Source organism: Arthrobacter sp. WCS2018Hpa-7, assembly GCF_031843805.1.
In the GTDB taxonomy this organism is placed as follows: domain Bacteria; phylum Actinomycetota; class Actinomycetes; order Actinomycetales; family Micrococcaceae; genus Arthrobacter.
Map to the genome: position 1 here is coordinate 151,738 of NZ_JAVTJB010000007.1, position 26,063 is coordinate 177,800.

Genomic DNA, 26,063 nt, shown 5'->3' on the forward strand with positions numbered 1-26,063 from the left:
CTCCGTACCAGAACGGGCCATCCGCAGCCTCCGGGCTTGCGGGTGGCCCCTTTTGTTGCCCGTTTTCATGTTGGACGCGTTCCGCTGCTAAACTCTTGGGGATACCTTGGCGAGGGAGAGCACATCCGGTCCACATTGCGTGGACCAGGGTTGCGGGTCTCCGTTATCGACTGGGTCTGCATCTCCTTCGACACAGGCGGAACGGCTGCTCAGCGGCCGATCTCGGCCGGGCGTAGAAGGTCTCCAGACCTCCGCCCTTGCTGATAGACAAGCCCGGATTTTTTCGGGCGCCACAGTAATCAAGGAGTACACATGTCTGAGCAGAAGCTCACCGCAGAACTGCGCACCGAATTCGGCAAGGGTTTCGCCCGCCGTGCACGCATGGCCGGCCAGATCCCGGCTGTCATTTACGGCCACGGCGCAGAGCCGATCCACATCAACCTGCCGGGCCGCGCCACCACGCTGGCAGTGCGCGTTTCGAACGCCCTCCTGGCGATCGACGTCGACGGCGAGCAGCACCTGACGCTCGTCAAGGACATCCAGCGCGATCCCGTAAAGCAGATCATCGAGCACGTTGACCTGCAGACCGTGAAGGCCGGCGAGAAGGTTACCGTCGACATCGCGATCCACGTTTCCGGTGAAGTTGCTCCGGGTGCTGTTGCCAGCCTCGAAGCCACCACGGTTTCCCTCGAGGCTGAGGCAACCCACGTTCCCACCGCCGTCGAGGTCAGCATCGAAGGCCTCAAGGCCGGCGAGAGCATCCACGCTTCGGACCTCGTCCTGCCGAAGGGTTCCACCCTCCTCACCGAAGGCGACACCCTGGTGGTCCGCATCGCTGAGACCGCTTCCGAGGCTGAAGAAGAAGCACCGGCCGCTGAGTAGTCTTATGACTGCTTGAGGCGCAAAGCCATTGAGTGGCCGGGTACCTTCGGGTCCCGGCCACTTTCCTTTGTCCTTGCACTGCTCAAGAACAGTCCCGCCGGTACATCACGTCCCCACTGATACAACCAAACGTTCCCTAGGATGAGACCATGAGTGACACTTGGCTGATTGTCGGCCTCGGCAACCCCGGCAGTGAGTACAGCAACAACCGGCACAACGTGGGCCAGATGGTGCTGGACGAACTCGCTTCCCGCATGGGCGGAAAGTTCAAGGTCCACAAGGCCCGCGCCCAAATCGTGGAAGGCCGGTTGGGCATAGGTGGCCCCCGTGTGGTGTTGGCCAAGCCCATGACGTACATGAACACATCCGGGGGACCGGTTGCGGGCCTGTGCAACTTTTTCGACATCGCTCCGGACCATGTCATAGCGGTCCATGACGAAATCGACATCCCATTTAACACAATCAAGCTAAAACTCGGCGGCGGCGAGGGCGGACATAACGGCCTGCGGGACATGTCCAAAGCACTGGCCACCAAGGATTATTTGCGCGTCCGCGTAGGAGTAGGGCGGCCTCCGGGCCGGATAGAGACCGCTGATTACGTCCTCCGGGATTTCGGCACCGCCGAGAAAAAGGAACTGCCGTTCCTGCTGGACGAGGCGGCCGACGCCGTGCAGTTGCTCATGGACCAGGGCCTGTTGTCTGCGCAGCAGAAACACCACCCCGCCAAAACTTGAGCGAATCTTGAGGAAAGCCTGAGGAAAGCCTGACGGTCCCGAGGACCCTAAGGTCTACAAACTGTCGGCGCCCGGCGGTAGTGTGCATGATACGCAGGTAAGCGGTGGGGGACTGTCGCGGATGTGTAGCGAAGGATGCGAATGTCGGCGGAGTTGCTAAACAAGGGCGGGGGAGGCGCAGCAAGGGCTGCGGCTCCCGATCTTGTGGGCGGATCAACGGACAGGCAAACGTGGTCACTGCTGGCCCGCAGCCACGATCTGTCGAAGGCGGGGAAATTCCTCGAGTCACCCGAATCTTATGGCGTGGTCCTCACCGGCCAACGCGGAATCGGCAAATCCGGCCTCGCCCGTGCCGTGGTCTCCTCCCTGGGCTCCAAGGTCCACAGCCTTCAACTGCGGAACACCGTTGCCAACGGCCAAACCCCTTACGGATGCCTGGGTTTCCTGCTGGCCCGCCTGCCATCCGAAGCGGTCAGTTCTCCTACCGGCATCCTGCACGCCGTGACAAGCCTGATCAGGAAAGAAGCGGCGGGACGGGACACCGTTCTCATTGTGGACAACGCCGGCGGCATGGACCCCATGAGCACGGGCGTGCTGTTGAACCTCATGGCCACCGGCACCGCCAAGGTAGTTGCCACAGTCCAGCGCGCCAGTGACCTCCCCGCGGACTTCCACCGCCTGGTCCTGGAAGGGGAACTGGGCGAGGTCCACCTCAACACCCTGAGCGAAGAACAGACCAAGCAGGTGTTGGGATCGGTCCTTGGACACTACGTATCATCAACGCTGGTTGGTTCACTGCACTCGGCCGTGGGCGGAAACCCCATGCTGCTGCACGCCCTCCTGGAAGAGCAGCGGCATACCGGCAACCTGGTGCTCAACGATTCTGTCTGGACGCTCCGGGACCGGATCAAACTGGAGGGCGCAACGGTGGTGGAGGACTTCGTCCGCTCCAAACTGGCGCGCGAAACGCAGGCCAGCAGGACCGTCGTCGAAATACTCGCCTGTGCTCAGCGCGCAACCCTGGTGGACCTGGCAGCCATCTTTGGCACCGAAGTTCTGGTGGAGATGGAAGACTCCGGGCTGCTCACCGTTGAACGGGGTAATGACCACTGGGTATCCCTCCGGGATCCCTATGTGGGAGAGGTAGTCCAGGGCTGGCTGAGCACCCGCCGCAGGCGCGAGCTCCGGCTGATGCTTCATGGCCCCAAGGAGCCTGAACTGTTGGGTCTCGCCGCACAGGATCTACTGAGCTACGCAGCATGGATGCATTCGTGCGAGGACGAGCCAATGCCATCGCCGGCCCACGCACTGGCAGCCGGACGTGCCGCCCTGGACAACTACGATCCCAACTTTGCCATCCAGTGCACCCTGTCCCTGGATCCCAAGGACGAAGAGTGGGTCCCGGGACAGCGGCTGAAGGCTGCGGCGTACCTCATGCTGGACCTGCCGTTGCACGCCGCCCAAGCTCTGGATGAGGTGTCCGGGTCCCACCTCGCGGCGCTGGACCCCGTGGAGTTCGCGGAAGTAACGGCCGCGAAATGCCAGGCAATGACGTGGATTGATGGTCGTGCGGGCATGGTGCCGGGGGTCATATCCGACGGACTTGAGACTCTTGGGGCCATGGCGGAAAACTACCCGGCAGAGACAGTGGCCAAGGCGCTCAATCGCCTCCACCTGTGCAGTTACGAGTACAACACCTACATGGGTGAGTACGCCTCAATCATCGACCACTTGGAACAGGAACTGGCCAAGGATCCCGAAGCGGACCGGGAGCACTGGCTCAGGTCCGCGTTTTTCCTGGTTGAGGCCCGCTGCATTCTTGGCCGCGAGCTTGAGGCACAGGAACTCGCGCGCACCGTTTCACGGCATTTGGGCGATACTGAACGGCCAGCCCAGCTTGAAGAAGCCTTCGCAAAGCATGCCTTCCTGGTCCTGTTGTTGTCCGGGCAGTGGCGGCAATGCATCGAACTCATGCGGCGCGCACCCTCCAGGTCGTCACGGCTTCAGTACAGGGGTGCCTTGACTGAACTGGGCATCGGCCTCGCCTACGCCTACGCCGGCAAGCCTGCCAGCGCCATTGAACCCCTCCGGTCCGCGGTTGCGCAGCTGGAACTGCGCCCGGCCATGAACATGAACAAGGTGGCCTACGCTGCCACCGCTTTCGCTTATGCCCAGGTGGGCAATTCCGTGGAAGCGGGCCGTTACCTGGACCTGTACAGGACGTGCCGCGGAGACGGGACGTACTTCTCCGAGTCCGTGGCCGATTTCTGTGCCGAGATGGCCGGGCGATGGATGGGGGATCCCGACGTCAAGCAGCGGCTCCTGGCCCGGGTCCACAACGACGTCGAGAAGCAGCGGTTGACCACAGCCGGCATCTGCCTCTTCGGCGCCACAGTTGAAGGCACCGACGACGAGTACCGGCTGCTCGCAGATATTGCCGGGCGCAGGCAAGGTCCACTGGCCCAGATATCCGGCAACCTCGCCCGCGGTGCACTGACCAAGAGTTCCCGGGCCATGCTGGAGGCAGCTGACGCCGCAGCAACCCTGGACCTGCTGGTGGTTGAAGCCAGATGCGTCGCCATGGCGCTGGACTTTGCCCGGGATGCGGGCGAGACAACTGCTGCCCGCACGGCGCAGCTGAGGCTGGAACGACTGGAGCATTCCGTGTCCGCATTGCCGATCCAACCGCGAAGCGACGCGCCGGTATTGACGGAGCGAGAACGCCAGATTGCTAAACTCGCCGGGAAGGGTGTCAGCAACCGTGAAATCGCGATGGATATTGGGGTGTCTGTGCGAACAGTCGAAGGCCATTTGTATCAGGTGTTCACAAAGTTGGGTGTTTCGTCCCGAGGCGAGCTCAATGGACTCCTATGAGGCAGGCAGCGCCGTAGAAGCACGGAGCGCCCATGCAGGCTGAGCACCTTGTAGGCCGGGGCGCCGAGCTGGATCTTGCCACGAAGATTTTGCGCCAGGAAGGCGCGGGGGCTGTACTCCTGGTAGCGGACCCCGGCATCGGAAAGACGGCCTTGGCGGCCGAAATTGGGGCCCGCCTGGCAGGGGAAATGGTGGTGATGCGGGTCCACGGAAGCCCCGCGTTGTCTGCTGTGCCCTACGGTGTCCTGGCGCCCTACTTACTGGACCTGCCGGTGGAACAAGCCACCTCGCCGGTGGCGATCCTGCGGGAGTTCTGGGCGCAGTTTGAGAAGCGTCGTGGCGGCGAAGGCGCACGGCTTCTGCTGATTGTGGACGATGCCCACGATCTTGACGAAGGCAGCACCCAGATCCTGGCCGAATTGGTGACGGCAGGGTGGGCCAGGCTCGTGGCCACGGGCAGGCCCCGCCCCGGTCTGCCCGCCGCGCTGCTTCAGCTGTGGTACGACGGCCTTGCCGAGCGCCTGGAGCTTCATCCCCTGAACCATGAGGGCGTCACTGAACTCGCGGAAAAGACGCTGGGCGGAACTGTCATGGCCAGTGCCGCGGACGTGCTGCACTCCGTTTCAGAGGGAAACCCCCTGCTCCTTCGCTGCCTCCTTGATGACTCACGGGCGGACGGAAACCTGGTGCGGCGGAACGGTGTCTGGTTCCTCACCCGTGCCCTCTCGGGCAGCGGCGAGGGTTTGGCCGAGGTAGTGCGGAACCGGGTACTGCGGACCAGCGAGGCTGAGAGGGAAGCGATGTACGTTATTGCCCTCTCCGAACCCGTCCCACCCGCCGTGCTGGACACGCAGGTTGGAAGGGAGACTGTGCGGGCACTGATGGACAGCCGGTTGGTGCTATCCACCAACGGGCCCGGAAGTCCCCTCAGAATGTGGCACCCCATGTACAGCGAGGCGCTGCGCCAGATTGTTTCGCCTGCCCGCAGCCTCCAGATCCGCCAGCGCATGGTCCAGCACCTGCTCGCGGAGCAGCCCACTGCTGAAGGGCTGCTCCGGTTGGTGAGCTGGGCACTGGACTGCGGCGCCGACGTCGATGATGAACAGCTGCTTGAGGCCGCCTTCCTGGCTGCGAAGCTGCTCCAGAACCCCTTGGCGCTGGCAGCAGCCGGTAAGGTCCGCTCCGAGGCGCTGCGGCCGCGCGCCCGGGCAGTCATGGCCATGGTCAGTTATAACGACGGCGACTTCCGCAGTGCCGTGCGCCTGTTGGAAGAGGATTTGGGGTACTTGGACGCCGATCCGTCGGGCCCACTGGGAGCAGGGCTGTTGTGGGCCGCTGCGCGGGCGGCCACGGGGGACTCCGCGGCGGACATTGTGGCCGATGCCCGGAGCGCGGCGGCAACCTTTATCAAGGACCTTCCGGAATCTGACCCCACGGCAGGACTCGTGGGACGGCATGCCAGGGCACTCGAGTTGGCGGCGCTTGCCCACGAGGGCCACTACGCAGAACTCCGCGAAGGCCTGGACCGGTTTGAGGCAGCGCTCAGCGCAGATGAACCGGATTTTATCATGAACCGGGTGTTCCTCCTGGCCATGCAATGCGAACTCCTGACAGCGGAAGGCCACGCCGTGGAGGCGCTGGACGCCGGCCGTGAAGCGTTGGTGCTGCTGGACGAGCCGGCTGATGACCTCCTGTACTTCAGCGACTTTGTGCTGGCGCGCTACACCTTCGCCGCACTGGGAGCGGGGGACTGGGGCGCCGCCGGGACTGCCCTTGAACGTTACTCCGCGAGATCGGCCATGGGACTCATTGTCTTTGGTGGCGACATCCAAACACTCAAGGGGTTGTCGATGCTGCGTCAGGGCAGGCTGGAGCAAGCCGCGGAGCTGGTGACTCCCGCCGTCGAGGCGCTCAGGGTCAGGGACCCCCAGCAGCTGAAGAACCTCGGCACTGCATTGGCGTTCTACGCCGCGGCCCGGTCCGGCGATACTGCGCTTGCCGAGCGCCTGGCCGGTGAACGGGCCGGTGAACAGGCCGGTGCTGCGGCGGGAGGAGCCTACGTGGAGGCGCTCGCGGAACTGTTTACCTTGGCCGGCCAGGAGCTGGTGGCCAAAGGTTCAGGGCTGGACAAGCTCAGGAAGCTCCCGGAATCCCTGCGGTTGCATCAGTTGCCGGGTGTCCTGCTGCAAAATCTGGTGCTCCGTGCCGAGCTTGGCGACGTACAGGCCATGGAATCCATCGCGGGGATCACACCATCCATGTCCGGTGCCTGGGCCGCCGGTTGGCTCTCCCTGGCGGAAGCACATCAGGGCGCTGACGGCCAAGGCTTCGTCAACGCCGGCAACCTTCTGGCCGCCGCCGGCATGCCCGGACCAGCTGCCGTGGCCTTCGACAAAGCGGCACTGTCCTTCGACGCCGAAGGAAAGCGCCCGGAGGCCCGCCAGGCAGCGGTGCTGCGCGATGTCAGCGAAGCCAGCCTCGGTGATGCCCTGGTTCATGACCCCAGCACCGAAGCGGACCGCTCGGTGCCGTTGACGCGCCGTGAGCAGGACATCGTGGCGTTGGCAGTCTCAGGACTGACCGACCGCCAGATCGCAGAGAAGCTCATGGTGTCCGTACGCACGGTAGAGGGCCACCTTTACCGCAGTTACGCCAAGTTGGGCATTCGCCGGCGCGAAGATCTCGGAGCTGCTGTCCGTCATTGACGCCAGCGCTCTTTGAGTACTCATTTACCACGCATCACGCCACTTGGGCCCGCCGCTGCGCGGATTTTGGCCAATCAATGGAGTAATCCGCGGGAGTGTTGTGCCAAAACCAAGTAGTGCCCCTCCGAGGGACTGAGTACAACAAGGTATAAGCCCGGAAAAAGCCCCGGACTAATCGAGTACCAACTACTGGTGTACCCGGTTCGCCACCCCGGCAGTATTGATCTTGGAAGAACGGTTCAGCCCCAAGCATCACCGGGATTCCGAAAGTCGCATCATCCGCATCGGTGGTCTCTTTGAGCCGATGCACCGGGCACCGCAAGGTGTTCCGGCCCTGGACGAAGCCGGCGGCGACAGAGTCTTCTGAGACCGAGACTCTCCCCCCAGCCGCCGCCGGCTTCTAGGCCAGGTAGCCCGCACTTCGCGGAAACCACACCTCCCGGACCATGGGACTGCTGCTATTGGAGTGCGCATGCTGCCGGATCCCTGGCTGGACGAAGACACCGTCACAGTCGGGCTGAGGCCATCACCCTTCCCGGACCGGACGAGGCTCCTGGACATCATTCTTTCCGCAGTACCGTCGCCCTCCACCAGTGGCATCGTGGTGGTAGGGGACCGAGGAACCGGAAAGAGCCACCTGTTGCTCTCCATCAAAGAGGGCCTCCCGGAAACCATGGACGTCAGAAGTTTCGCCGGAAAGCCGGAGCTGAAGGCCACCAGTTATGGCGCGTTGGGTGCGGTACCTGAAACCAACGGGGAAGACACGCTGCCGCCGGGACTCCACGTCCTCCGCGCCCTGACCAGCACCCTGGGCGCCGCTGAATACTTGTACACTCCACAGATCGGCCGACGCCGGAACAAACGGCGGCCCCAAACGGCAAGGCCGCCTCTGGTGCTGTTGGTGGACGACATCCACTACGTCGACCCAGCCTCCTTGGCCGTCCTGCTGCAACTGATACCCGGTTTTGGGGCAACGTTGGTCGCTACGGCCGACAGCCGTCGGCCCCTTCCTCCGGACCTCTACCAACTCTGGGAAGACGGCTTCCTTGAGCAGTACTTTCTTCCGCCCTTTACCTTCACCGAGGCGCATGCCCTGACCGAAGCCGTCCTGAGTGGAAAAGTCCAACGCCGTGCCAGCAGCCTTCTAGCCGCCATGAGCGGCTTCAATGTGGGGCTGCTGGAGATCGCCATCAACGATTCACGTCGTGCTGGTCTGCTGGTGCAGAAGGACGGCTTCTGGACCATTGATGTGCGCGCCCACTGCGACTGGCCGGGCGTGGTGGCGCATGTGCAGTCCGAGAACGCCGCCAGGCCCTCCGAGGAACGGCACGCCTTGGAGCTGATAGCGCTCGCTGAACCTGTGGCGCTGGACATTGTGGAACACCATTTTGGCCGAAGCGCCGTAGAACACCTTCTGGCCAACCACCACATCAGGCTGTTGGCGGGGAGGCCGCCAATGGTCAGGATGAGTTCCTGGCTGCGTGGCGAAGGTACCCGACTGGCCGTGCCCCGCCCCAGGAGCCTGGCCCTCCGCCTTGGTGTTGAGGAACCCGTGCTCACGCGCGAATCAGCCCCCACCCTGCTGCGGTGGATGACCTGGACCCTTGACTGCGGCCTGACACTCTCCGATGAACTTCTCCTGGCCACAGCCCCGGCCGCAGACAGGCCGTCAACAGCAGAACTGGCCATGCGGGCCGCCGCAGCAGTGGCAGGGCCGGGCCGGAAGGACGAGGCCAGGCTCCTCAGGGCGCGGGCCTTGGTTGCCGAAGGCCTGTTGGGCGAAGCTGCCCCGGAACTGCGGGAGTTGGCAGCGGGTGGGGGATCGCCGGAAGTGAAGGCCGAGGCCGGCAGCCGACTGATGGCCTTGGAACTCCTGGGGGCTGTCCCCAGTGAAGCCCTGGGCGTTCCGGAGGACGCCGGTTCAGAGGGGACTGTTTCCGGCCACGTGGTGTGGAACGTCCGGGAAGCTGAACGGTTCTTACTGACCGGATCCGCCCCGGAAGCGTTGGAGCGGTCAACTGCGGCCATGGCGGTCGTTGACGAGGACCCCGCCCTGGAGATGTTCCGGCCGGGGGTACTGCTCCGGCACGTAGTTTGCCTTCGCAGCAATCTGGCCTGGAGCCAAGTGGACTCACTCCTGGAGTGTCCTTCCGCCTTTGTGCTCCCCACCTACCTTGCCGTGTGCATGGAGGTTGCGCGCGGGTACGCCGAACTCAGCCAGGGGCTTCCCCGCGCCGCGCGTGGAACCTTGGAGCCGGTCCTTGCGGAACTGTCCGACGCCGGCCTTCCGCCGGTACTGGCTTTCGCTGCGGCCGCGCTGGCCTACTCCGAAGCGCTGTGCGGAAACCCTGTGCAGGCGATGGAGCGTAGTGGGCAGAGCCTGGCCGCTTTGCAGGAAGTTGAGGATCCCGAGGGCCTCCTTCCCCAGCTCAGCTCCCTCTATCTGGCGGCGGCGCAGGACCAGATTGCCGGTAAGCCGGGCCATCTGTTGGCGTTGGCAGAACAACTCCACCTCCAGGGCAGCACGTTGTTGGAAGCCGAGGCAGTCTCCCTCCTGACACTCAACGCAAGCAGTGCCGCCGTCGACGACCTTGTGGTCCAGCGGCGGCTGTCAGGACTTGCGGCGGAAGTTCACGGAGCCGGAGGAGCCGCCCTGGGAGCGTTTGCCTCGGCATTGTTGGACAACGACCCCAAGACGTTGGAAGCGGCGGGAAGAAGCCTGTCTGCCGACAGGCTGTTTGCCCATGCTTCCGTGTGCTACTCGCGTGCTGCCAGCGGGTATGAAGCCCGAACCCGGAGTGCGGCAAGCCGGCGCGCATCGGTCCTGGTTGAACGGCTGCGCCATGCGTTCGACAGCGAGGCTGTTCCGCCGCTGGGCTGGGTGCCCGGGAGGGCCGGCGGCTGAACGTGCTGTACGGCACACCTGGGGCAGCGCACGCAGGGGGCCATCGTGGGATAATGGGAAGTCCCTGAAGGATTTCCAAGGAGCGCCCCTTGACTGCCGTATCAACCCCCGCCTCACTGCTGCGGTCCGTGCACGCCATGGACAATGCGGAGGTGTTGCGGATCCGGAATGACTTCCCGGTGCTGGACCAGCTGGTCAACGGTAAACCCTTGATCTATCTGGATTCGGGCGCCACGTCGCAAAACCCGCTCAGCGTCATCGAGGCCGAGCAGGAGTACTACGAGCAACGCAATGCGGCCGTTCACCGTGGAGCCCACCACCTTGCCGTGGAAGCCACGGAGGTCTTCGAGGACGCACGCCAGACCGTGGCGGACTTCATCGGCGCGCAGTACGAGGAAACCGTGTGGACCTCCAACGCCACCGAGGGACTCAACCTCATCAGCTACGCGCTGTCCAACGCAGGGTTGTGGGCGGCGCAGGGCCGCGGCGATTCACGCTTGAAGGACCTCGCCATTGGTCCGGGCGACGAGATCGTGGTCACCGAAATGGAGCACCACGCCAACCTCATCCCGTGGCAGGAACTGGCCTTCCGGACGGGGGCCACCCTCAAATACATCCCCGTCACCGATGACGGGACGTTGATGCTCGACGCCGCAGCCGGGATCGTGGGGGAACGGACCAGGCTCCTGGCCTTCACCCACGCTTCCAACGTCCTGGGTACCATCAACCCGGTGGCCGAACTCGTGGCACTCGCCCGCAAGGTTGGTGCCTTGGTGGTCCTGGATGCCTGCCAGTCCGTGCCGCATCTGGCTGTGGACGTCAAAGAGTTGGACGTCGACTTTGCTGTGTTCTCCGGGCACAAGATGCTGGCGCCCACAGGTGTTGGCGTGCTCTACGGCAAGCAGGAACTCCTTGATGTCATGCCGCCTTTCCTCACCGGCGGTTCCATGATCACCACGGTCACCATGGAGCGGGCCGAGTACTTGCCGGCCCCACAGCGGTTCGAGGCCGGTACCCAGCGGATCTCCCAGGCCGTGGCGCTTGCTGCCGCCGTAAACTACCTCACCGAGACCGGCATCGACCGCATTCATGCCTGGGAATCGACGCTTGGTCAGCGCCTCGTCAAAGGGCTCGAGAGTATCGACGGCATCCGTGTGGTGGGTCCTGCCTCCGGGTCCGAGCGGATCGGCCTGGCAGCGTTCGACGTCGCCGGTGTCCACGCGCACGACGTCGGGCAGTTCCTTGATGATCGCGGCATTGCCGTTCGTGTCGGTCACCACTGCGCCCAGCCGTTGCACCGCCGCCTGGGCCTGACGGCCACCACCCGGGCGAGTACTTACCTTTACAACACCACGGACGACGTCGATGCTTTCCTTGACGCTGTTTCCGGGGTTCGGGCATATTTCCAGGCCTGACTTTCGGCAGCCCTGAACAGCCGGGCAGCCTCACACCAACGATTTTTCGCAGAACAGGCAACAACCACCATGAGTCTTGACCAGCTGTACCAGCAGATCATCCTGGACCACTCCAAGCAGCGGCACGGCAGCGGCCTGGCTGAAACGGCGGCCCCCGAAGGGGCGTCCACCGGCCAATCACACCAGCTGAACCCGGTGTGCGGGGATGAAGTGACGCTGCGGCTCGCCGTTGCTGACGGAACCGTCCGGCAGATCAGCTGGGACGGTGCGGGCTGCTCCATTTCCATGGCCTCGGCCTCGGTGCTCACCGACCTGGGCGAGGGCATGTCCGTGGAGGAACTGCGCTCTGTGATCGAGAACTTCCGCGAGGTCCTCCGGTCGCGTGGCAAAGTCCAGGCGGACCCGGAGATCCTTGGCGACGCTGCCGCTTTCGAGGGCGTTGCCCGTTACGCGGCCCGCGTGAAATGCGCCATGATCTCCTGGGTTGCTGCCGAGGACGCACTCAACCAGGCCACCGCCTAACCTCCCAGCAGCGCCCCAGCACCCCGCGCGTCAGGCGCGGGCAAAGACGTCAGGCACGCCATCGCCGTCGTCGTCCCGTTCTTCATCCGCCTGCACCTGACGGTACCGCCGGTTACGGGCCTTGAGCACGACGGCGGCCAGCAGCGCCGCGATCAGGGAACCTGCGAGGATGGCCACCTTGGCGTGGTCGTTGTGTGCCGAACCGGTCCCGAAGCTCAGCTCGCCGATCAGCAGCGAGACGGTGAACCCAATGCCGGCCAGGAGCGCCAGTCCGAAGAGGTCGATCCAGGCAATGCTGGAATCGAGGCTTGCGCGGGTGGTCTTGGTGACCAGGAAGGTGGTGCCGAAGACGCCCACGGCCTTGCCCACCACCAACGCTGCCACAATGCCGACGGCCACGGGATCCCTGAGGGCTGCGCCCATGCCATCGAATCCACCCAAGGCCACGCCGGCTGAGAAGAACGCAAAGACTGGTACGGCAAACCCTGCCGAGAACGGGCGCAGCCGGTGCTCGAAGTGCTCAGCCAGCCCTTCAGCAGGCTCTCCCTTCCTGCCGCTGGCCAGGACCGGAACGGCGAAGCCCAACAGCACTCCGGCCACCGTGGCGTGGATCCCGGAAGCGTGGACGAAACCCCACGTGGCCAAGGCGAGGGGGATGAGCAAATACCAGCTGCGGATCCGCTTTTGGACCAGGAACGTGAAGAGAGCCAGCGGCACCAAGGCGGCCAACAGCATGAGCGGCTGGAGTCCCGTGGAATAGAAGAAGGCGATGATGCCGATGGCGATGAGGTCGTCCACCACGGCGAGGGTCAGCAGGAACGTCCGGAGGGCGGCCGGCAGGTGGGTGTTGATGACGGCCAGGACGGCGAGGGCGAAAGCGATGTCCGTCGCGGTAGGAATGGCCCAGCCCTTGAGCGTTTCCGGGGACCCGAGGTTGAACAGGACAAAGATGAGGGCCGGAACCACTACGCCGCCGATCGCTGCGGCCACGGGAACAACTGCCTTCGCGGGTTTGCGGAGTTCGCCGGCGACGAACTCGCGTTTGAGCTCAAGGCCTGCGAGGAAGAAGAACACCGCCAACAGACCGTCCGAGGCCCAGTGGCCGAGGCTCAACTCAAGATGCCAGGGCTCGAAGCCGATCTTGACGTCGCGGAATGCGAAGTAGCCGTCCGCTGCTGGTGAGTTGGCCCAGATGAGGGCAACTACGGTGGCTATCAGGAGGAGGGCGCCGCCCACTGTTTCCGTACGGAGGATCGAGAGGATCCTGCGGTACTCGGGGTAACTGGAGCGCGAGAAAACAGCGCTTGGGCTGCCGGGTTGCTGAGGGGCTGCAGGGGGCTTCCGGGCCACGGGGGCTCCTTACTTGCAAGAATCAATCGGTCTAAGGGGAGCACAAAGACTCCGCCGACCAGACTTCCCGGCACACCAGTAACCCATCTTACCCATCTAAGTAGCAGTTCAGGTCGTTCTCAGTGCCGGGAACGACCTGAACTGCGACTCAGTTGGGTGAAACCTAGGCGACGAGGCCCGCGATCCCGATGGCGGCCGTCGCGAGTCCCAGCACCATGGAGATGGTGACCAGGACAACGTGGACCGTGAGGAATTTAGTGGCCTTGCCTGCGGCATCGCGGGCGCGGGGGTCCTTCATGACGCGCTTGAGGAACTGCGGCCACACCACCAAGGACCAAACCCCGGCAACGATCAGGACAACCGCGAGGATCGCGGGGATCTCCACGCTAGTGGCTTTCGAGCCAGGCTTGGGCCTGCTGCGACTGGATGTTCAGGGCCTTGCCCACCATCGGCTCAGCGGCGTCTGCGATCTTGCCGCCGAGGAACGGCACCGAGGAGGACACGTTGCCTTCGAGCTCGATCCGGGTGTTGCTGCCATCGGCCACGAGCCGCTGAACGGCTGTGACGTCCAGGGGGGCACCCGAGATCTTGAGTGCGATGTTGCTGGCGCGTGAACCGTCGGCGGCGGGAGCCTCCCACTGCTCGGTCTGGGTGACCTTCAGGGTTTCGCCAACGAACTTGCGGGCAATGTCCGGCAGGCGGGTGGTGGGCAGGGTGCGGACAGTGGTGGTGCTGAAGGCACCGGCGGGGTCGCCGTCGATCGTGAACGATTCCAGGGAGCCGCCCACCAGTTCGCTGGTGTGACGCAGGAAATCTTCGTTGACGAATACGGCAGCTACGCGGTCAACGCTGTGCGGCAGGGTGGTGGATGCGCTCAGGGCCATGGGTCCTCCGTGAATGGTGGTGGTGAAGCTTTTTAGCTCCCAACATCCTACGGGGTCCCGTTGGCCACCCCTGAACCGGCGGTCTTGGGCGAGCTTTCCTGGAGGGTGATGGCCGCTGCCGAGATGTTGCGGGCCATGGACGGGAAGATGAAACCGTGGAACGGGTAGACACCCAGCCAGTAGAGCCGCCCGGCCAGGCCGCGCGGGAAGAAGATGGCGCGCTGTTTGTAGAGGCTGCCGTTACCGTCGGGCTCCACCGCCAGCTCCAGCCACGCCCCTCCCGGTGCCCGCATCTCGGCCCGCAGGCGCAGCAGGTGCCCGCGGTCAATGGCCTCCACCCGCCACCAATCCACTACCTCACCGGTGTTCAACGTCTTGGGATGCCGGCGGCCCCGCAGCAATCCGGCCCCACCCTGGAGCTTGTCCAGCCACCCACGGATCCGCCAGGCCAAAGGCAACGAGTACCAGCCGTTCTTGCCGCCGATGCCCTCGATGATGGTCCACACCTGCTCAGGCTTCGCTTCGCTGTGGAAGGTCCGTTCGTCGAGGAAGACTTTGTAACCGGCCCAATCTGGGTCGCTCGGAAGCGGATCGGCGTCGATGCCGGCGTTGGCCCAGGTGGTCTCCACCTGCCCGTCCCGTTCCTTGCCAAGTGCCAAAGCGACGGCGCGGCGGTAGGGCGTCAGGCCGCCGTCGGGCTGCGAGAAGTAACGGTCGACGTCGTGCTCCCGCGACACCGCGTCATGCTGGAGTGACTGCACCAGGGGCAACGACATGGACAAAGGAATGGGGGTCACCAGGGCAACCCACAAACCGGCCAGCTTCGGTGCAGGGACCGGGAGCGCAATGACCAGCCGCCGGGGGAGCCCACGCTCCACGGCGTACTCGTTCATCATCTCCTTGTACTTCAGGACGTCCCTGGACCCAATGTCGAAGGAACGGTTCACTTTCTCCGGGAGCGCTGCGGCAGCTACGAGGTAATGCAGGACGTCACGGACCGCGATGGCCTCAACCCTGTTGCCAACCCAACTGGGCGCGGGCATCACGGGAAGGGTTTCGGCGAGGTGCCGGATCATCTCGAACGACGCAGACCCGGAACCAATCACCACACCTGCCTGGAACACGATCGCGTCAACCGGCGAATCGAGGAACACCTTTCCCACGGTCTCGCGGGACCGCATGTGAACGGAAAGTTCCTCGTTCTCCGGGTGCAGCCCGCCGAGGTAGACGATCCTGTCCACACCGGCCTCTGCCGCCGCCCCGGCCACGAGCCGGGCCATGGCTTCCTCCTTGGCCTCGAATCCGCTGCCGGACGCCATGGAATGGACCAGGTAATACAGGACGTCCACGCCAGCCAGGGCTTCGGCGAGGCCGTCGGCGTCGGACAAGCTGTTCTCGACGATCTCCACGCGGTCATGCCAGGGAACATCGGCGATCTTCTGCGGCGTGCGGACCAGGACCTTGACCCGGTGGCCGGCCTCGAGGAGCCGGGGGACCAAGCGGCCGCCGATGTACCCGGTGGCGCCGGTCACCAGTACGGTCTTGGTGTCCTGCGGGGTGTTGGAATGGGTGGCTTCCGAAGGCTGCAAAGGAACTCCTGGGGCTGGGGGTAGAGGTAGGCTGGAATGACCCGGCGTTCATCTGAATTTCCGGGCATTTGTGTTGCCTGCCCTTGGACCCACCCTAGGAGTTTCTGCCATGAGCCTCAACGGTCTGCGCCGCGCATTGGCGGAGGACAAGACTTTCGCGCGCGTCCGAACGGAAGCTCAGCGGCCCTTCAGCGACCGCAACACTGACTACCAGATCAGCGCGCCAACGGGCATGCGCGCCGTGCTGCTCGCCGAAATGGCCCAGGCGCTTGCTGATGCCGGTGCAGACGGCGCCGGCACTCCCGTGGTCCTCGCCGTCACCGCGACCGGCCGCGAAGCCGAAGACCTCACTGCCGCTCTGGCCTCCTATCTCCCCGCCGAGTCCGTGGCAGCCTTTCCCAGTTGGGAAACCCTCCCGCACGAGCGGCTGTCACCGCGCTCGGACACCGTGGGCCGCCGCCTTTCTGTCCTGCGCCGCCTGACCCACCCTGAAACCTCGACGGCGGCCCCCTTGCGTGTAGTAGTGGCTCCTGTTCGCGCCGTGGTCCAGCCCCTTGTGGCCGGGCTGGGTGACCTGGTTCCGGTGACGCTGCAGGTAGGACAGGAACGCTCTTTCAGCGAGGTAGTCCGGGCACTGTCCGATGCCGCGTATGCCCGCGTGGACATGGTGACGCACCGTGGCGAATTCGCCGTCCGCGGCGGCATCCTTGACGTCTTCCCACCCACCGAGGACCACCCCATCCGCGTCGAATTCTTCGGCGATGAAGTGGACCAGATGCGGTGGTTCGCCGTAGCCGACCAGCGCTCGCTGTCCGCCCCCGGCATCCACCACCCCACTGAACTGCACGCCCCGCCGTGCCGCGAAATCCTGATTACGCCCTCCGTGATGTCCCGCGCGTCGAAGCTGAAGGCGGACATGCCGGCAGCTGCGGACATGCTGGAGAAGATCGCAGGCGGCATCGCCGTTGAAGGGATGGAATCGCTGGCGCCCGTGCTGGTGGACGCCATGGTCCCGTTCGTGGATCAGCTTCCGGCCGGCTCCTTGTCCGTCGTCATCGAACCCGAGAAGGTTCGCACCCGCGCGCACGATCTCGCAGCCACCAACGAGGAATTCCTTGAAGCGGCTTGGTCAACAGCGTCCGACGGCGGTGCGGCGCCCCTTGACCTGTCGTCCCAGGCCTCCACGGACCTGCACGCCGCCAGTTTCCGATCCCTCACCGACACCCGATCGGCCGCCTTGGCACACGACGTGTCCTGGTGGTCCATCACCTCGCTGGCCACTGACGAGGACCTGGTCCTGGACATCGACGTCCTGAACATGCGTGCCCGCGAACCGCGCGGATACCAGGGCGAAGTGGCCGAAATGCTGGAGTTCATAGGCTCCCGCGTCCGCGAGCAATGGCGGGTTGTGGTGGTGACCGATGGTCCCGGGCCCGCCCAGCGCTTGGCCGAGCTGTTCCACGATGCCGACATTCCGTGCTCCCGCGTGGAGTCCCTGGACCAGGAACCCCAACCCGGCATCATCGAGGTGACCACCGCCGCCGTCGGGCGTGGTTTCGTGGTGGACGGCCTCAAACTGGGCCTCTTGACCGAAGCTGACCTGCTGGGCCGCGCGACGGCCAGTTCCACCAAGGACATGCGGCGCATGCCGTCCAAACGCCGCAACGCAGTGGACCCCTTGCAGCTGCATGCCGGTGACTCCGTGGTCCATGAACAGCACGGCATTGGGCGGTTCGTGGAGCTGATCCAGCGCAAGGTGACGGGCACCTCGGCCTCGGATGCCGGGCTGCGGGAGTATCTGGTCCTGGAATATGCGCCCTCCAAACGCGGCGCCCCCGGCGACCGGCTCTTTGTGCCCACCGACCAGCTGGACCAAGTGACCCGCTACGTCGGCGGGGACACCCCTGCGTTGAGCAAAATGGGTGGTGCCGACTGGGCCAGTACCAAGTCCAAGGCCCGCAAGGCCGTCAAGGAAATCGCCGGTGAGCTGATCCGGCTGTACTCCGCCCGCATGGCATCCCGCGGACACGCCTTCGCCCCCGATACCCCGTGGCAGCGCGAACTCGAAGAAGCCTTCCCCTATGTGGAGACGCCCGACCAGTTGACCACCATCAACGAGGTCAAAGCGGACATGGAACGCGAGATTCCCATGGACCGGCTGGTGTCCGGTGACGTGGGCTATGGCAAGACTGAAATCGCGGTCCGTGCAGCGTTCAAGGCCGTCCAGGACGGCAAGCAAGTAGCTGTGTTGGTGCCCACCACACTGTTGGCCCAGCAGCACTACGAAACGTTCACGGAGCGCTTCTCCGGTTTCCCGCTGCGGGTGAAGCCGCTGTCCCGTTTCCAGAGCACCAAGGAAGCCAAGGAAACGGCCGAGGGCGTCAAGAGCGGCGCCGTGGACGTCGTGATCGGCACGCACCGGCTGCTGTCCAAGGACTTCGAGTTCAAGGACCTGGGCTTGGTGATCGTGGACGAAGAACAGCGCTTCGGTGTTGAGCACAAGGAAGCGCTCAAGAAGATGCGCACCAACGTTGATGTACTGGCGATGAGTGCAACGCCGATTCCCCGAACCCTCGAAATGTCCCTCACCGGTATCCGGGAAACTTCCACCCTGGCCACGCCGCCTGAGGAACGCCACCCCGTGTTGACCTACGTGGGGCCCTACACGAACAAGCAGACCTCTGCAGCGATCCGTCGTGAACTCATGCGCGAGGGCCAGGTGTTCTTTGTCCACAACCGGGTTTCCTCGATCGAGCGCATCGCAGCACAGATCCGCGAACTGGTTCCCGAAGCCCGTGTGGAAGTTGCCCACGGCCAGATGTCCGAAAGCCGCCTCGAGAAGATCATCGTGGACTTCTGGGAGAAGCGTTTCGACGTTCTCGTCTGCACCACCATCATTGAGACGGGCCTGGATATTTCCAACGCCAACACCTTGATTGTGGATGGCGCGGACAAGTACGGGCTCTCGCAACTCCACCAGCTCCGTGGACGGGTTGGCCGCGGCCGTGAACGTGCTTACGCCTACTTCCTCTATCCCTCAGAGAAGCCGTTGGGCGAGGTAGCGCTGGAACGCCTCAAAGCCGTGGCAGCGCACAACGAACTCGGTGCCGGAATGCAGTTGGCCATGAAGGACCTCGAAATCCGTGGCGCGGGCAACCTCTTGGGCGGTGAGCAGTCAGGTCACATCCAAGGCGTCGGCTTTGACCTTTATATTCGCCTGGTGGGCGAGGCTGTGGCCGAGTACCGCGGCGAGGCCGAGGAAAAGGCGGCGGAAATGAAGATCGAACTCCCCGTCAACGCCCACCTCCCGCACGACTACGTGCCAGGGGAAAGGTTGCGCCTGGAGGCCTACCGTAAGCTGGCCTCGGCCATCACGTATGAAGCGATCGACGAAGTCCTTGCCGAACTGGTGGACCGCTACGGCGAGCCACCGCTGCCGGCGCAGAACCTCATTGCCGTGGCGCGCTTCAGGGTGGGTGCCCGCGAAGCCGGCCTGTCCGACGTCGCGCTCCAAGGCAATTTCATCCGTTTCTCGCCGGCGCAACTGCCGGAATCCAAAACCATGCGCCTGAACCGGATGTATCCGGGCTCCCAGGTGAAGCCTGCACTGGATGCCGTCCTGATTCCCAAGCCCAAAACGGCCAGGATCGGTGGACGCGATCTCCAGGATGCCGAGATCCTGCAGTGGGCCAACAACGTCATCGAAGCGATCTTTACCGACGTGCCCGTCAAGGCAGGCTAACCGGATGATGGGAGGACATCACGCCGCGTCAGGAGCCGCGGCGTGGATAGCTATTGCCTCGACCGGCCCGTACGCATTGGGTTGGTACCCCCTGGATTCCACCGGAATCCTGATCGGCGCCATGGCGACGGCGGGAACTGCTTTGGTGGTCGACTGGGACCACCGCCACAGCACCATTGCGAACTCCTTGCCGCCGTTGTCCAACGTGATCGCGGTGGGCATTGAGAAGGCCAGCGGCGGGCACCGCCAAGGGACTCACTCCCTGTTGGGTGCCTCGGCCTTTGTAGTGCTGGCAGCAATGGCCGCACAGTTCCAGATGGTGACGCCCATGGGGAAGCTGTCTGTGGGCGCGGGGCTGCTGTGTATGTTCATGATCAACCTGGCGGCCAAAGCACTGAATCTCTTCCCCAAATCGGGCTGGATCACCAACTGGCTGTTCGCGTTGGTGATGGCCGGCCTGGTGACCTGGTTCGCGCCGGATCAATGGGGTTGGTTGCCACTGTCCATGCTCACCGGCGTAGTGGTGCACATTGTGGGGGACATGATCACTGTTGGGGGAGTGCCCCTGTTGTGGCCGATTGTCATCAAGCCACCAAAATTCCTGCGCAAATCGATCATCAGCGGAATTTGGCGGTCAAACGGGGCCTTTTCCATTCCACTGCTGGGGAGGGCTGGTTCCCGGCGCGAATGGCTGGTCCTTATTCCCGTGAGTGGATATGCCATGGTGGGCATGGGAGCCGCGGCGTGGACGCTGGCGCATCAGCACTGGCCCGGATTCCTTGCGGCTTTGGGAGGATTCTTTCCCTTGCAATAGGGCAGGGGGAAGCCTACTATTACGACACCTGCCGTGAGGGATATGTAACGTGGCTGGAATATTCGTTCTGACCCTATACAAGTAGTGGTCGGTCCCTAAAACTGCGTACTCAGCGGCCAGACCAAGAGATGGTCCCTCAGATTTCGAGTAGTGACTACTCGTGCCTTCGATGCGAAACCCCTAATAGCTTGGACCTCGACGTCAATTTGTTTGACTAATGGGAGGTTCACATGGATCTGCTCCACTCGCACAGTATCCATACAGGCACCAGGGGAAATATTCAGGCACCGAGGGGGACCGACTCCCTCCGCCGTTCAACGGTAGATCTGGAAGTTGTTATTCCGGCCTATAACGAGGCTGCCCGAATTCCGGGCACTCTGATCCAGGCCGTGGATTTTTTGGCCGGCCAGCCGTGGTCTTCACGCATTGTGGTGGTGGATAACGGCAGCGTTGATGAAACGGGAGCTGTTGTCCGCCGGATATCACGCGATAGGGGAAATGACGTACCCATTTCCGTGGTGGGGTGTTCGCGCCGGGGCAAGGGCGCAGCAGTGAGCAGGGGCCTGCTCAGCGGAACATCCCGGTACACGGGTTTCTTCGACGCCGATTTGGCGACGCCACTCGAGACGCTGATCCCGACGATGGCCCACTTGCAACAGGGAGCCTCGGCAGTCATCGCTTCCCGACACGCGCCAGGATCCACCTTTGTGCAGCCCCAGCAGTTGGGGCGCCGGGTGGGTGGAACAGCTTTTCGTGTCCTGACAAAGTCAAAAGTCAAAGGCATCTGGGATACACAGTGCGGCTTTAAGTTCTTCGAACGGGCATCCCTGACAGCGGCCATGGTTCAATGCCGCACCTCCGGTTTTGCGTTCGATGTGGAACTTCTTCTCAGACTCCAGCACCAAGGCGCCCGGATCGTTGAATTGCCCGTTGCGTGGACGGATGGTGCAGCGTCAACTTTCCGGCCGTTCAAGGACGGGATTTCCAGTTTTGCCTCAGTTCTCCAGCTACAGAAGGCCATGCCGTGACCGATTTCCCGGATACTTCACCTCTCTCCGGGCAGTTGACCGGAAAACGGATACTTGTTTTGAACTGGCGGGACATCAGGAATTCGCAAGCCGGCGGCGCCGAACAATACATGCATGAAATCTCGCAACGCTGGGTCAATTCCGGCGCCAAGGTGACATGGTTCACCAGCCGTGAGGAGCACCAGCCGGCAGAAGACATCATTGACGGAATTCGAGTGGTACGTTCCGGTGGACCCTTGTCCCTCTACGGAAAAGCCGCCCTCAAGATGCTGCGGACACGGAATGACTTCGACGCCGTGGTGGATTGCCAGAATGGGATACCGTTCTTTTCCCCGCTGTTCCTGCCCCGGGAAATGCCGATTGTCCAATTGATCCACCACGTGCACCAGGACCAATTCCGCACCCGCTTTTCAGCCCCAATGGCTGCTGTGGGACGTTTGCTGGAAAGCGCCGGGGCGAAGGCAGTTTATGGGCGCCGGGCAATAGCGGCGGTTTCGCCGTCCACCCGTCTGGAACTGCGCAAACTGGGCTTCTCCGGTTCCATCCATGTAGTGCCAAACGGAACCATAGAGGTGCCCCACACCGTCGGTCCCCGCGATCCTGAACCCACGGTCGCCGTGGTCAGCCGTTTGGTGCCGCACAAGCGGCTGGACTTGCTGCTGGGCCAGTTCGCCATTGCTGCGGGCAGCATACCCAAACTCCGTTTGGAAATTGTCGGAGATGGCCCTGAACGTCCGCGCCTGCAGCAGCTCGCCATGGACCTGGGCCTCGATGACATGGTGACGTTCCACGGCTACCAACCCAACCACGTTCGCGACAGCCTGCTGAACAGGGCCTGGCTCACTGTCTCCACCTCAGCCTCGGAAGGATGGGGCTGTTCGGTGATAGAGGCGGCCGCGTGGGGTGTTCCGTGCCTGGCGCTGCGTGTCCCTGGAATTCGTGACTCCGTTGTGGACGGAAGCACAGGGTGGTTGGTGGATACTGCGGCCGAATTTGGCCCCGCCCTGGTGGCGGCTCTCCAGACCCTGTCCGAGCAGCGCCTGGCCGGCGAGATGTCGGCCCGGTGCCAGGAGTGGGCCCGATGCTTTTCCTGGGAACGCAGTGCAAACCTGCTCGCCGGAGTGCTCCTGGAAGAGGAAGCCCTACGCCGCGGAGGGATCGAACCGGGGGTTTCGTCATCGGATATGTCCACTCTGGTCCACTTCGACCTGCCCGCCGGTGCCAGCCTGGAAACCATCCTTCGGCCAACTGACGAGGTCTCCGAACACCAAGGTCGGGTCTCGGTGCTGATGAAGGGCAGGGACGAATTCGAGGCCTTCGCGGTCATGAGGCGCATTGGAGTCGTTTCGGCTGAACTGCGCGCCGTTGGCCGGAGCACGCTCCTGGCCGGTCCGGGAAGCACGTTTACGCCTGCAGACGCCGTTGAGGGCATGTAGCACCAGCCCGTGGGGGACTTCTAGGGGGAATCATGACTGACACTTTGCGTGAGCTTGAGCAGAGGGCGCCTGCCACGGACGTGGGACGGCCGGGACCGGTTGCGGGACCCGAGCCGTCACCAGGCAGCGACGCGGGCGCCAAAGTCGCTGAAAACAGTGGCTTCCTGTCACTGTCTGCCGGTGTAGTGGGAGTGCTCAGCTATGCCTGCACTCTGCTGATGGCCAACATGCTGGGAACGGCGGACTACACACAGTTCGCGGCCGCTGCGATGCTCCTGGGCGTCGTGGGCATCGTTGCCTCTGCGCTTGTTCCGCTTCCCCTTTCCCACTTTGTTGCCGTCCATCCTGCAGGTACCGAAGGGCGCCGGGACGGCATGGCTTTCTCAGTATTCGTCTCCTGCATCGCCGGTGTCTCCGCCGCCTTGATCACTGGTGCCCTGGCGTTGGCTTTTGCAACGCCGGCACTCGCCGGTGCGGTTGCGCTGGGCTCGCTGGCCATCTTTCTGGTGGCGGCGCCGTCAGGCTGGCTGCAGGGTGAATTGCGCTTCAAGTGGTACGCGCTGACTACCATCGGAGAGGTGCTCCTGCGATTGGGCTTCAGCCTTCTGGTGGTCGCCCTCGCCTGGGGTGCTGTGGGTGCAATCCTTGGATTCGCCTTGGGCGCGCTTGCGCTGGTGGTTGTTCCCTGGTCCTTCTATCGGGACCTCCAATGGCGCCCGGGCGTACTCCGGCAGAAGTGGCGGTGGGCCGAGACAACCGACATCGCCTCCGTTCTGTGCGTAGTCTCGGTGCTGGTGGGCGTTGACGTGGTGGTAGTTGCTTTCCTGGATGAAGGATCTGCTGCCGCAGGGTTCCAAGCCCTCGCCACCATCGCCAAGGGCCCGGTTTATGTAGCGGCAGGTACCGCCTTGGTGGCGTTTCCGTTGCTCCGCAGCCCGGGAGTAAACGTCCGGCAGGTTCTCGGTGCCGCCTTCGCTTCCTTCAGCCAACTCGCCGTGGTGGCCTTCGCCATCCTTGCCACAGCGCCCCACGTTCTTGCGGGCGTGATCATTCCGGACAGGTACCACGGATCCCTGGAACTCCTACCGTGGCTTGCTGCGGCCGGACTGGGCTACGCCGTGCTCACCGTCCTGGCAACGATCCTCCTGGCGTTGCGGGCGTACCGTCGCTGCCAGATCGGCCTGGCCTGCGCGTGCCTCCTTGTGGTGGCCGGGCTCTGGGCAGGTTGGCACTTCGCCGCCGTCAGCGGCCTGGCTATGGGCTCGGCTGTCGGTGCTGTCCTGGCCGCGCTGGTGTTGACGCTTATTTCATGGCCGGTACTCGCCGACGTTGCTCCTGCGAAGGGTTTGGGACGGTTCGCAGCCGGCGCAGGAACCCCGATCATGGTTCTGGCGGTGGCAGGCCAAGTCCAGCCCACGGTGTGGTTTGTCCTGGCGACCATCAGCGGCCTCGCCGTCCTGGCCCACCAGCGGGGTTTGCTGCCGCCAATGTTGAGGTTCGGGTCATTCCTACCGCGGTTCCGGGCACCTACCCAGGCTGCCGGGCGTCGGACAAAAGCCCAGGTGTCTTTCCGCAACCGGCTGGCGGCCGTCATGGTCCGAGGGGTTACCAGCCCTGCAGCGGCGTTCGTTGCAGTGTCCGCTGCGGCCTTTGGGGTGCGGGCCTTCGGCCTGGAGCGCGGCTTCGAAGTATGGGTGGATGAGCTGCTGTACGTCCGGTTGGGGGAGTCGCTCACGACGGGCCAGGTACCCACCCTGCCGGATGGACCTTTCTTCCTGCACCCGCCGGGCTTCTTCCTTTTGGAGGCCGGGGCCATCAAGCTCTTTGGCATCTCCGGCGACATCGTGGAAGTAGTCCTGCAGCTTCGCTGGCTCAATGCCGCTTTGGGAGCTGTCACGGTGGGCTTGGGATTCCTTCTGGTCAGGAGGCTGGCAAACACGACGGCGGCATGGCTCACCGCTGTGGTCCTGGCCTTCGAACCCTTCATCCTTCGCAACAACAGCCACGCTTTCCTGGAGACCTCCGCAATGGCCTTCGTCCTGGCGGGCTTCCTCGTTCTGACGGGCATCGGCAATGCAGCGACGAAGCGGCAGAGGGAGGGGGAGCGGCACATTGCGGGCAGGCTGCCCACCATCCTGGGCCCGACTGTCCTGGGCCCGACTGTCCTGCGGCTGATCGGGGCCGGACTCCTGCTGGGATACGCCGTCCTCTGCAAGGACTTCTTCATCATCTGTACGGTGGGTCCGGTTGCAGTCGCCGCGGTCTGGAAACGGACCCTGCCATGGCGGCAGGCCGCCGTCGTACTGCTTGCAGCGGCGGTGCCGTACGCGACCTACCTGGCCATAGCGGCGTCGCAGGCACACCTTCCGGACTGGATCGAGGCGAAGACGAGCGGCCTGCTGCGGGCCTCGGGACTGGAAAAGAGCACGGGATTCACCGCAGAAGGTTCGCCGAATATCGTCACCCGGTTGATGGAACAGAGTGGGCACTTCGGTACCAGTTACCTCCTGCTCGCCCTGTGCCCCGTAGCAGGTGCCCTGTTGTGCTTCAGCTACCGGGCAGATCGTAGGCTGATAGGGCTGGCCGGCTTGGCATTGGGCGCCGCGGGGGCGTACAGCGCCGCTTTCGGAACCTTCGAAGAACAGTATGGCTATGGCGTCATGATTGCCGGGGTATTGTGCTCGGTCCTCGTGGTGGTTGAACTCAGGGAACGTTATTCCAAGGGCCGGACTTTCCTCGCCGTTGCCGGCCTGTGCTTCGTGGTGTTGACCGTGGTGCTGGGTGCACGGACGGCCCTGACCGTGGACAACGGCTTTGTCCAGGCAAAGGACTGGGTGAAAACCAATCTGCCTCAGGACGCACGGGTCAGCGTCACCAACAGCACCGGCGAGTTCGCCTTTGCCGATGACCCACGGTTCGGGGTCTGGCCGTCGGCACCCCTGATGCAGGATGCCGGCGCCAACTACATCCTGACGCAGTCGCACCCCACCAGCCAAGGCTACGGCTACGCCAACCCTGCCATGCTCGTCTGGCTCAAGGAGCACGCAACACCCGTATTCAGTGCCGAAGGGCCCACCAACGGCGCCACCACGCTGTGGTTTGTGACCCCCGCCGAACTCAGCACCGGAGCTGCCAACGGAACCGGGACACCTTCGAAAACGTACGAGACGGAACGGTAAACGC

At 63.9% G+C, this 26,063-nt stretch carries 16 protein-coding genes; 12 read left to right on the forward strand and 4 right to left on the reverse strand.

Annotated elements, in window-relative coordinates; genetic code table 11:
- Window positions 1-312: 312 nt before the first annotated feature.
- The 7 genes from RQH14_RS10480 (at window position 313) to sufU (ending at window position 12,037) form a co-directional block, all read left to right on the forward strand.
- Window positions 313-882 carry a 50S ribosomal protein L25/general stress protein Ctc gene (locus RQH14_RS10480; RefSeq protein WP_026542774.1) on the forward strand — a complete coding sequence of 190 codons (570 nt, stop codon included), beginning with the start codon at window positions 313-315 and terminating at the stop codon, window positions 880-882.
- 149 nt (window positions 883-1,031) lie between these two features.
- On the forward strand, window positions 1,032-1,616 hold the full coding sequence (gene pth, locus RQH14_RS10485; RefSeq protein ID WP_311213191.1) for an aminoacyl-tRNA hydrolase: 585 nt from the start codon (window positions 1,032-1,034) through the stop codon (window positions 1,614-1,616).
- 141 nt (window positions 1,617-1,757) lie between these two features.
- A complete protein-coding gene (locus RQH14_RS10490; RefSeq protein WP_311213192.1) occupies window positions 1,758-4,490 on the forward strand; it encodes a LuxR C-terminal-related transcriptional regulator in 2,733 nt (910 codons plus the stop codon).
- A 32-nt stretch (window positions 4,491-4,522) separates the two neighbouring features.
- On the forward strand, window positions 4,523-7,195 hold the full coding sequence (locus RQH14_RS10495) for an AAA family ATPase (RefSeq protein ID WP_311213193.1): 2,673 nt from the start codon (window positions 4,523-4,525) through the stop codon (window positions 7,193-7,195).
- A 472-nt stretch (window positions 7,196-7,667) separates the two neighbouring features.
- The gene (locus RQH14_RS10500) at window positions 7,668-10,100 is read left to right on the forward strand and encodes an ATP-binding protein (protein ID WP_311213194.1); all 2,433 of its coding nucleotides are present in this window, start codon (window positions 7,668-7,670) and stop codon (window positions 10,098-10,100) included.
- 89 nt (window positions 10,101-10,189) lie between these two features.
- Window positions 10,190-11,515 (forward strand): cysteine desulfurase, encoded by a 1,326-nt coding sequence (locus tag RQH14_RS10505; RefSeq protein ID WP_311213195.1) that lies wholly within the window; start codon window positions 10,190-10,192, stop codon window positions 11,513-11,515.
- A 69-nt stretch (window positions 11,516-11,584) separates the two neighbouring features.
- Entirely contained in the window at window positions 11,585-12,037 is a 453-nt protein-coding gene (gene sufU / locus RQH14_RS10510) for a Fe-S cluster assembly sulfur transfer protein SufU (protein ID WP_311213196.1), read from the forward strand.
- A 30-nt stretch (window positions 12,038-12,067) separates the two neighbouring features.
- Here sufU and nhaA read toward each other — a convergent pair whose 3' ends face one another.
- The 4 genes from nhaA to RQH14_RS10530 all read right to left on the reverse strand — a co-directional run bounded on the left by nhaA (window position 12,068) and on the right by RQH14_RS10530 (window position 15,860).
- A complete protein-coding gene (gene nhaA / locus RQH14_RS10515) occupies window positions 12,068-13,387 on the reverse strand; it encodes a Na+/H+ antiporter NhaA (RefSeq protein WP_311213197.1) in 1,320 nt (439 codons plus the stop codon).
- A 163-nt stretch (window positions 13,388-13,550) separates the two neighbouring features.
- The gene (locus tag RQH14_RS10520) at window positions 13,551-13,772 is read right to left on the reverse strand and encodes an SCO4848 family membrane protein (protein WP_089594213.1); all 222 of its coding nucleotides are present in this window, start codon (window positions 13,770-13,772) and stop codon (window positions 13,551-13,553) included.
- Between the two features lies 1 nt (window position 13,773).
- Window positions 13,774-14,271 carry a DUF2505 domain-containing protein gene (locus RQH14_RS10525; protein WP_089594214.1) on the reverse strand — a complete coding sequence of 166 codons (498 nt, stop codon included), beginning with the start codon at window positions 14,269-14,271 and terminating at the stop codon, window positions 13,774-13,776.
- Between the two features lie 47 nt (window positions 14,272-14,318).
- Entirely contained in the window at window positions 14,319-15,860 is a 1,542-nt protein-coding gene (locus RQH14_RS10530; RefSeq protein WP_311213198.1) for an SDR family oxidoreductase, read from the reverse strand.
- A 109-nt stretch (window positions 15,861-15,969) separates the two neighbouring features.
- Between RQH14_RS10530 and mfd the strand changes: the two genes are divergently transcribed.
- The 5 genes from mfd (at window position 15,970) to RQH14_RS10555 (ending at window position 26,059) form a co-directional block, all read left to right on the forward strand.
- Window positions 15,970-19,602 (forward strand): transcription-repair coupling factor, encoded by a 3,633-nt coding sequence (mfd, locus tag RQH14_RS10535; RefSeq protein ID WP_311213199.1) that lies wholly within the window; start codon window positions 15,970-15,972, stop codon window positions 19,600-19,602.
- A 4-nt stretch (window positions 19,603-19,606) separates the two neighbouring features.
- Complete coding sequence (locus RQH14_RS10540) at window positions 19,607-20,416, forward strand: metal-dependent hydrolase (protein WP_311213200.1); 810 nt, start codon at window positions 19,607-19,609, stop codon at window positions 20,414-20,416.
- A 230-nt stretch (window positions 20,417-20,646) separates the two neighbouring features.
- Window positions 20,647-21,444: a glycosyltransferase gene (locus RQH14_RS10545; protein WP_311213201.1), complete on the forward strand. Its 798-nt coding sequence runs from the start codon at window positions 20,647-20,649 to the stop codon at window positions 21,442-21,444.
- Window positions 21,441-22,880, forward strand: a complete 1,440-nt coding sequence (locus tag RQH14_RS10550; protein WP_311213202.1) for a glycosyltransferase family 4 protein — start codon at window positions 21,441-21,443, stop codon at window positions 22,878-22,880. The genes RQH14_RS10545 and RQH14_RS10550 overlap by 4 nt, the downstream gene beginning before the upstream one ends.
- Before the next feature lie 32 nt (window positions 22,881-22,912).
- Complete coding sequence (locus tag RQH14_RS10555) at window positions 22,913-26,059, forward strand: oligosaccharide flippase family protein (RefSeq protein ID WP_311213203.1); 3,147 nt, start codon at window positions 22,913-22,915, stop codon at window positions 26,057-26,059.
- Window positions 26,060-26,063 lie beyond the last annotated feature (4 nt).